Origin of the sequence: Micromonospora parastrephiae, from assembly GCF_016802865.1 — a bacterium.
GTDB classification, from domain to species: Bacteria; Actinomycetota; Actinomycetes; order Mycobacteriales; family Micromonosporaceae; genus Micromonospora; species Micromonospora parastrephiae.
This window is the reverse complement of the sequence record NZ_JAEVHM010000259.1, coordinates 1-6,026: the sequence shown is the minus strand read 5'-3', so window position 1 is coordinate 6,026 and position 6,026 is coordinate 1. Positions and strand designations below refer to the sequence as shown.

The following is a 6,026-nucleotide window of genomic DNA, read 5'->3' as shown; positions in this document are numbered from 1 at the left end:
GCCGCCGCACCGACCGGTGGGCCGCCGTGCCCGCCATGCGCGGCCGGAGCGCCGGCCGCCGCCGGCAGCAGGGTCAGCACCGGGGCCCGGTGCGCGCCGCTGCTGTCCGCCCAGCGGACCACCGTGCCGTCGGCGTACGTCTGGACGACCTCGAAGGTGAGCTTCCCGGCCTGCGGCAGCGGACCCATGGACAGGGCCAGCCGGGCCGGGCCGGGTGCGCCCTCCCCGACCCGGACCCAGGTCACCGCGGTGGTCACCGTGCTCACCCCGGAGGAGTGGATGCCGGCCACCGGCTTGTCCAGGGTGCGGGAGCTGATCCGGGGCGCCCAGCCGTCGACCGACATCGGGTAGACCTCGGCGACCGGGGCGTCGGCCGGCAACCGGACCTCGACCTGCCTGGTCTTCGTGCCAGCCCGCTCCTCCGGCACGGTGAACTCCAACCGCACCGCGTCGCCCTGCCGGGCCTCGGTCGGGGTGGTCGTCACGTCCGCCGCGTACGCCGCCGCGGGCCAGAGCAGCAGCCCGGCGGCCGCCAGCGCGGTCGTCGCCACGATCCGCCGCCAGCGGCCACCGCCGTCCGTGCTCGCCATCTCGTGCCCCCATCCGTGTCGACGCGGCCGGCACCGGTTTCCGGCCACACCCTCTAGTTCGGCTGCGAGCCGCGAAAGGTTCAACGCCGGCCGCTAGGAAGGTGCCCTTCCCGGTCGGGGGCGGGGCGACCGATAGCATCGGCAGGAGCCGAGGATCGGCATCGTTTCGTACCGCTTGGAGGAGTCACCGTGTCCGCACCCCGTACCCCCGCCGTGGCCGACCCCGTCGTCGTCACCGCCGGGACCACGGCGGCCGACGCGGTGGCCGCGGCCGGACTGCCCGCGAACGGCCCCAAGGCGATCGTCGTGGTCCGCGACCCGCAGGGTCAGTTGCGCGACCTGGACTGGACGCCGGCCGAGGAGACCGTCGTCGAGCCGGTCAGCCTGGACTCGCCCGACGGGCTCAACGTGCTGCGCCACTCCACCGCGCACGTCCTCGCCCAGGCGGTGCAGGACGTCTTCCCCGAGGCCAAGCTGGGCATCGGCCCGCCGATTGAGAACGGCTTCTACTACGACTTCGACGTCGACAAGCCGTTTCAGCCCGACGACCTCGGCAAGCTCGAGAAGCGCATGCAGGAGATCATCAAGAGCGGGCAGCGGTTCCGCCGGCGCCGCTTCGGCAGCCTGGACGAGGCGCGTGCCGAGCTGGCCGACGAGCCGTTCAAGCTGGAGCTGATCGAGGTCAAGGGCGAGGGCCTGGACACCGACGAGGTGATGGAGGTCGGCGGCGGCGAGCTGACCATCTACGACAACCTCGACGCCAAGGAGGACAAGGTCTGCTGGTCGGACCTGTGCCGGGGCCCGCACCTGCCGACCACCCGGCTCATCGGCGCGTTCAAGCTGATGCGCTCGGCCGCCGCGTACTGGCGCGGATCGGAGAAGAACCCGCAGTTGCAGCGGGTGTACGGCACCGCGTGGCCGACCCGCGACGAGCTCAAGGCGTACCTGAAGCTGTTGGAGGAGGCCGCCCGGCGCGACCACCGCAAGCTCGGCGCGGACCTGGACCTGTTCAGCTTCCCCGACGAGATCGGCTCCGGCCTGGCGGTCTTCCACCCCAAGGGTGGCATCATCCGCCGCGAGATGGAGCACTACTCGCGGCGGCGGCACGAGGAGGCGGGGTACGAGTTCGTCAACACCCCGCACATCACCAAGGCGCAGCTGTTCCAGACCTCCGGTCACCTGCCGTACTACGCCGACACCATGTTCCCCCCCATGCAGTTGGAGGGCGCGGACTACTACCTCAAGGCCATGAACTGCCCGATGCACAACCTGATCTTCAGGGCGCGCGGGCGGTCGTACCGGGAGTTGCCGCTGCGGCTGTTCGAGTTCGGCACCGTCTACCGGTACGAGAAGTCCGGCGTGGTGCACGGCCTCACCCGGGTCCGCGGCCTGACCCAGGACGACTCGCACATCTACTGCACCCGCGAGCAGATGGCCGGCGAGCTGTCCACGCTGCTCAGCTTCGTGCTGGACCTGCTGCGCGACTACGGCCTGGACGACTTCTACCTGGAGCTGTCCACCCGCGACGACTCGCCCAAGTTCATCGGCGCCGACGAGGACTGGGCGGAGGCCACCGAGGCGCTGCGGACCGCCGCCGAGACCTCCGGTCTGGACCTGGTCCCCGACCCGGGTGGCGCGGCGTTCTACGGGCCGAAGATCTCCGTGCAGGCCCGCGACGCGATCGGCCGGACCTGGCAGATGTCCACCATCCAGGTCGACTTCAACCAGCCGGAGCGGTTCGGGCTGGAGTACCAGGCCGCCGACGGCAGCCGGCAGCGGCCCGTGATGATCCACCGGGCGCTGTTCGGCTCGATCGAGCGGTTCTTCGGGGTGCTCACCGAGCACTACGCGGGCGCGTTCCCGGCCTGGCTCGCCCCGGTGCAGGTGGTGGGCATCCCAATCCGCGAGGACCACACCGACTACCTGCACGGTTTCGTGGCGGCGCTGCGCGCCGAGGGCATCCGGGCGCAGGTGGACGCGGGTGACGACCGGATGCAGAAGAAGATCCGCACCGCCCAGCAGCAGAAGATCCCGTTCATGGTGATCGCCGGCGACGACGACGTGGCCGCCGGCACGGTCTCCTTCCGTTACCGCGACGGCTCCCAGCGCAACGGGGTGCCGGTCGCCGAGGCGGTGACCCACGTCCTCGACGTGGTCAGCTCGCGGACGAACGTCGGCCCCTCGGCCGCCGCGGAGTAGCACCGCGGGCCCGACCCGGCCCCGCATGATCGCGCTCGATCCAGGAAGTAGTGGCCTCTCCGCGTCGGGGAGGCCACTACTTCCGTGTTCGAGGGCGATTCCGGCGGACGCCCTGGTGTCAGACGCCGCAGGTCGGTGCCGACCAGCCTCCCACCGCCGCCACGTGGGTGTGGTCGTTGTGGTCCGGGTAACCGGGGCCGAGGATCTGCCCGAAGCCGTGGTAGCGCGCCTGCTGCGCCAGTCGGCACAACGTCGGGGATCCCACCAGGTCCACGGCGTCGCCGTACAGGTGTCGGCTGTTCGACGCCCCGCCGACCGCGCTGTTGCAGGCGTAGCTACGGAAGCTGCTGCTGATCCCGATGGGCACGTCCCCGAGGGCGTGCCGCAGGGCCTGGAGCTTCCACATCGAGACGAGCGCGTTGGCCCGCGCGGTGCTCGCCGCGACCGCGCCGCCGGCCCAGGTGCTGTTGCAGTTGTTCAGCTCGGCGTAGCTGAAGTTGGCCGGCGTGCAGTCGTCATCCTGGAGGGCGTAGATCCGGTTGAAGGTCTGCGGGCCGGCGATGCCGTCCGCGGGCAGCCCGTACGCCTGCTGGAACCGGATCACCGCCGAGCGGGTGGCCGGGCCGTACGCGCCGTCGATGCCGAGCACGGCGCCGTAGCCGGGGTAGCCGGCGACCCGGATCTGGAGTTGCCGGACATCCTCGCCGGATGCGCCCTCGGACAGCGTCCGGCCCCAGGTGTAGCAGCCGTCCGCCTGCGCCGCGCCGGCGGTGAGGGTGATGCCGGTCACCGTGGTGGCAGCGGTCAGCGCGAGTGCCGCGAGGAACCTGCCGAGTCGTCGGGTCATGTAACCCTCCATCGCTAAATAGAAGTACCTGGATGCATGGAATTTTCAAGGGGCGGTACCGATCCGTCAACAACTTTCAGGAAGGAGTTTCCCGACGGCGGGAGTCGCGGCCCGCCCGAGCGGCTCCGTAGGATCGGCTCGTGACTGGGGCACATCGGGACACCGACAGTGGCGGCATGGCCGACGGCCTGGAGCGGCTCTGGACGCCGCACCGGATGACCTACATCTCCGGCGAGGACCGGCCCGAGGGTGGCTACGAGAAGCCCACCGGCTGCCCGTTCTGTCTCGCTCCGGGGCGGCCCCCGGACGAGAGCCTGGTGGTGGCCCGCGGCGAGCACGTGTTCGTGGTGCTCAACCTCTACCCGTACAACCCGGGGCACCTGCTGGTCTGCCCGTACCGGCACGTGGCCGACTACACCGACCTGGACGTACCGGAGACCATCGAGCTGGCCTCGTACACCCAGACCGCGATGCGGGTGATCCGCAAGGTGAGCAACGCGCACGGCTTCAACCTGGGCATGAACCAGGGCGGAGTCGCCGGCGCCGGCATCGCCGCGCACCTGCACCAGCACGTGGTGCCGCGCTGGGGCGGCGACGCGAACTTCATGCCGGTGATCGGTCGTACCAAGGTTCTGCCGCAGCTGCTGCACGACACCCGCGACCTGCTCGCCCGCGCCTGGCCGTCCTGACCACCACCGGTCCGCGGCGTCCGGCCGGGCGGCGTCCGGAAGCGCGGCGTCCGGGGGCGCGCGTCCGCGCCGGTGCGGCTAGTCGGCGCGCAGCAGCTCGGTCAGCTCCGGCCAGCTCTCCACCCGGTGTACGTGCGGCAGCAGCGCGGCGTACGCGGCGACCTGCGCCGGGCGGGGCCGGAACAGGTAGCGGTGCGGCACCGAGTCCAGGTAGCCGAGCACCTCCAACTTGTCGTCCACGAAGTGGGTCAACCCGAGCCGCCGGGCGATCGGGGCCTTGTCCGGCCGGGTGCGGCAGAAGTGCACCCGTTCGACCGGGATCCCGGTGCGGGCCGGGAAGTCGTGGTGGGCGAGCCACTCCCTGGTCCGCCGCTCGGTGTCCTCGCCACACTTCGAGACCAGGTGCACCTCGTCGAACGCCGGACCGAGCGCCGCGAGGGCGTCGAACGCGCCGTCGACGGCGGGAGTGCGCAGGTACTGCGCGCCGAAGAAGGACGTGTCGTCGTCCTCGTCGGCCGGCTCGATGATCACGCCGCCGATGTCCACACCCAGCCGTCGCATGGCGTCGATCATGCCGCATCGTCACCGTCGACGCGCGCGCCGTGTTTGCGCCCCGGGAGTTGCTACGTCCGGCCCGGCGAAGGTGGCACGATCGGCCGATGGCAGTGACGACACGGACGTTGGGGCGCAGCGGCATCGAGGTCAGCGCCCTCGGCATGGGGTGCTGGGCGATCGGCGGTCCCTGGGCCGAGGGAACCCAGCCGCTGGGTTGGGGCGCGGTCGACGACGACGAGTCGGTGCGGGCCGTACGCCGAGCGCTCGACCTGGGCGTGACCCTGTTCGACACCGCCGACACCTACGGCGCCGGGCACAGCGAGCGGGTGCTCGGCCGTGCGCTCGCCGGCCGCCGCCACGAGGCCGTGATCGCCAGCAAGTGGGGCTACACGTTCGACGAGGCGAGCCGGCAGGCGACCGGCGAGGACGCGTCGCCGGCGTACCTGCGGCGTGCCGTGACCGACTCGCTGCGCCGGCTGGACACCGACCACATCGACCTCTACCAGCTGCACCTGGCCGACCTGTCGGTTCCCCGGGCGGAGGCGCTCGTCGGCACCTGCGAGGACCTGGTCGCCGAGGGCCTCATCCGGGCGTACGGATGGAGCACCGACCGTCCCGACCGGGCCACCGCGTTCGGGCACACGGCAGCCGGCGCCACCGCCGTGCAGCACACCCTGTCGGTGCTGCGCGACGCCCCCGCGCTGCTGGCGGTCTGTGACAAGTACGACCTCGCCAGCATCAACCAGGCGCCGCTCGGGATGGGGCTGCTCACCGGCAAGTACACGGCGGCGTCGACGCTTCCCCGCGACGACGTACGCGGCCTCGCGCCGGGCTGGTTGGAGTGGTTCCGTGGTGGCCGGCCGGCGCCCGAGTGGCTGCGCCGGGTCGGTGCCGTCCGCGCCGCGCTCACCGCCGACGGGCGCACCCTCGCCCAGGGAGCGCTGGGCTGGATCTGGGCCCGCAGCGGGCGCACCATCCCGATCCCGGGTTGCCGTACGGTCGCCCAGGTCGAGGAGAACGCCGCCGCGCTGCACCGAGGCCCGCTGCCGGCGGACCAGTTCGTCGAGGTGGAACGCCAGCTCGCCGCCCTCCGCACCGCAGCACTACGCGACGCCGACCGCCCCCACTGGCCCCGCCCAACCCACC

At 72.0% G+C, this 6,026-nt stretch carries 6 protein-coding genes; 3 read left to right on the top strand and 3 right to left on the bottom strand.

Features of this window, described 5'->3' with window-relative positions:
* On the bottom strand, positions 1-590 hold a 590-nt coding region (locus JNW91_RS28740), incomplete at its 3' end, for a DUF1775 domain-containing protein (protein WP_203178619.1).
* A 189-nt stretch (positions 591-779) separates the two neighbouring features.
* Here JNW91_RS28740 and thrS point away from each other — a divergent pair.
* Positions 780-2,789 carry a threonine--tRNA ligase gene (gene thrS, locus JNW91_RS28735; RefSeq protein ID WP_203178617.1) on the top strand — a complete coding sequence of 670 codons (2,010 nt, stop codon included), beginning with the start codon at positions 780-782 and terminating at the stop codon, positions 2,787-2,789.
* A 118-nt stretch (positions 2,790-2,907) separates the two neighbouring features.
* Here the strand turns inward: thrS and JNW91_RS28730 are convergent, their stop codons facing one another.
* Complete coding sequence (locus JNW91_RS28730) at positions 2,908-3,636, bottom strand: D-Ala-D-Ala carboxypeptidase family metallohydrolase (RefSeq protein ID WP_203178613.1); 729 nt, start codon at positions 3,634-3,636, stop codon at positions 2,908-2,910.
* Between the two features lie 176 nt (positions 3,637-3,812).
* Here JNW91_RS28730 and JNW91_RS28725 point away from each other — a divergent pair, with 176 nt between their 5' ends.
* A complete protein-coding gene (locus JNW91_RS28725) occupies positions 3,813-4,325 on the top strand; it encodes an HIT family protein (protein ID WP_203178621.1) in 513 nt (170 codons plus the stop codon).
* A gap of 78 nt (positions 4,326-4,403) precedes the next feature.
* Here JNW91_RS28725 and JNW91_RS28720 read toward each other — a convergent pair whose 3' ends face one another.
* Positions 4,404-4,898: a hypothetical protein gene (locus tag JNW91_RS28720; protein ID WP_203178611.1), complete on the bottom strand. Its 495-nt coding sequence runs from the start codon at positions 4,896-4,898 to the stop codon at positions 4,404-4,406.
* A gap of 86 nt (positions 4,899-4,984) precedes the next feature.
* Here JNW91_RS28720 and JNW91_RS28715 point away from each other — a divergent pair.
* Positions 4,985-6,026: aldo/keto reductase (locus JNW91_RS28715; RefSeq protein ID WP_203178609.1), on the top strand; the 1,042-nt coding region annotated here is incomplete at its 3' end.